We start from the raw sequence: 2,344 nt of genomic DNA on the forward strand, positions 1-2,344 counted from the left end.
TCCTCAGCCGAAACCTCCAGCGCCTCCGGCATGGGCAATGATGCCACCGTCGAACTCTCTCCAGTTGCTGGACGAAACGTTCTCGGTATCCGGGACGGAATCATCAGCGACCAGACAGCATTGAGAATGCTTCAGGAGTACATCAGGATCCAATGCCTTGGGGGGTAGCGGTAATTTTACTCATTATCCTTCAAATCAGATTCTGTTGTCAGAGGAATGGGGGAAGCTGGATTCGCAAGAGCTTTTTATGGGCAGTTTAGCTAAAAAAAGGCAACACGAAGCTAAAACTACCAACATAAAGTGCTGACCAGCTAGCAGCTGAAATCAGACTCACTGTATACACTTTCACTGGATGAAGTTGCAACATTCCTGCCACCAAAGGAGCAATGTAACGCAGCACGGCGATAAAGCGCGAAGTGAAAAGTATTGACACAGAGTTATTTTGCAACTGAAGGCGAACCCGTTCTATTGTATTGGAACGGCTCGATATTATACATGCAAGTTGAGGGATATGCCCAATTATTATACCAAGATGGTAATTAACGATAGTACCGCACCATGCGCCACTCATGACCGTGATTCCAGCTTCCCATGGTGAAAGAGTCGTCTTGCTGACTGTAATTACAGTGGCCATCATAATTGATGCTGGTGGCAATATCGCCGAAATGAGTAAAGTGGATTTTGTGAACGCTATTATAAAAAGAAGCCCCCATAGGCGATATGGATGAAGTACAAAATAGTTCATCAAAGCATTTATCCACTCCATCAATGTCTTTCCTTCTGTGAATTTTTCTTTGCTATTTAACCGTGATACGACTTAATTTAGGCTTAAACACCTTACATTTACAAGGTACTCCTGTGGGGGGCCCTGCCACGGAGCGTCGCAGGAGTGAGTGATGAGGAAGAATTAAAGCAACCTATTGTGACAGGCAACGATAACAGTAAATCACAGGAAGCATAATCATGGCAAAACCGGACTGGGAGGCCATCGAATCGGCATACCGGGCCGGAGTCCTTAGCCTCCGTGATATAGGCGAGAAATACGGCGTTACAGAAGGGGCTATCAGGAAGAGGGCCAAAAAGCTTGGTTGGGCACGCAGTGGCGGTACGCAGGTTTGCAAAAATGGTACGCAAAAAAGGAAAGTGCGTACCAGCAGAAAGCCTGCCATTACTGGCCTTACACAAAAAAGTACGCAACTAAAAACAGAATCTACACCGGATACGAAACCGATACGCGGAATGCGTACCGATCCCCCGACTAACCCATTCCAACCCGGTAACCAGCAGGCATTAAAACACGGTGGTTATGCCCGTCGCCTTCTGCTCAAAGATGAGGTGATAGAGGACGCTAAAGCGTTGACGCTCGAGGACGAATTATTTCGCCTTCGTGCTAACAACCTTGTCGCTGCAGAGAATATTGGTCGGTGGTTGGTGTCGCTGGAAGATGCTAATGGGGACTAGGAAAGGAAGATGCTGATTGAAAATATCAGCGCCGCCGAGAAAGCAATGATGCGCAATACAGTTCGTATTGAGTCCATCGTTGGCACGCTTGCGACGGTAGGAAAAATATTTGCTGATACAGCCTACCGCAAGGCCGCCACTGATAAGGTGTCTCTGGAGGCTGATCGTCTTCGCCGTGATGCAGGTATTGATGATGGCAATGGAGAGCGTGACCTCAATGACTTCTACTCTGACATCCAAACCGACGCTGAATCCGGCTTTACGTAGTTTCTGGACTATGCGGGCACGTAACAAAGTGCTTTATGGTGGTCGGTCATCGTCAAAATCATGGGATGCCGCTGGCATTGCCATATTTCTGTCGAATAAATACACCCTGCGTTTTTGTTGTGCCCGTCAGATCCAGAATAAAATCGAAGAGTCGGTGTATACCCTGCTCAAAATTCAGATAGACAGGTTTGGTCTGCGGCACCGTTTCCGTATTCTGAACAACAAAATCATTAACCGGGTTACTGGCTCGGAATTTGTTTTTTATGGATTATGGCGCAACATCGAAGAAATTAAGTCACTGGAGGGGATCGATGTGTTGTGGCTGGAAGAAGCCCACGCACTGACGGAATACCAGTGGAAAATTCTGGAGCCAACGATCCGTAAAGAGGGTTCGGAATGCTGGTTCATATTCAACCCCGGACTTGTTACTGATTTCGTCTGGCGCAACTTCGTTGTTGATCCGCCCGAAGGCACTCTCATCCGCAAAATTAACTATGACGAAAATCCGTTTCTGTCTGACACCATGCTTAAGGTTATCGACGCGGCGCGACGCCGTGATCCGGATGGTTTTAAACATGTGTATGAGGGCGTTCCGGAGTCTGATGATGATGCGGCA

2 protein-coding genes and 2 pseudogenes are annotated in these 2,344 nt (G+C 47.6%); 3 read left to right on the top strand and 1 reads right to left on the bottom strand.

Annotated features, from left to right (window positions below):
- Positions 1 to 66: 66 nt before the first annotated feature.
- A pseudogene (locus ACUU1I_RS20200) lies at positions 67 to 168 on the top strand (lysis protein); the annotation flags it as partial.
- An 88-nt stretch (positions 169 to 256) separates the two neighbouring features.
- On the opposite strand, the gene ACUU1I_RS20205 reads toward ACUU1I_RS20200, so the two are convergent.
- Positions 257 to 769, bottom strand: coding sequence for a DedA family protein (locus tag ACUU1I_RS20205; RefSeq protein WP_011069285.1), 513 nt, complete (start codon positions 767 to 769; stop codon positions 257 to 259).
- Between the two features lie 194 nt (positions 770 to 963).
- Between ACUU1I_RS20205 and ACUU1I_RS20210 the strand changes: the two are divergent.
- Positions 964 to 1,728: pseudogene (locus ACUU1I_RS20210) on the top strand (hypothetical protein).
- The coding region (locus ACUU1I_RS20215) for a PBSX family phage terminase large subunit (protein WP_449144765.1) at positions 1,679 to 2,344 on the top strand (666 nt) is incomplete at its 3' end. The pseudogene ACUU1I_RS20210 and the gene ACUU1I_RS20215, both read left to right, overlap by 50 nt.

The organism is Shigella sp. SIG3, assembly GCF_053555855.1.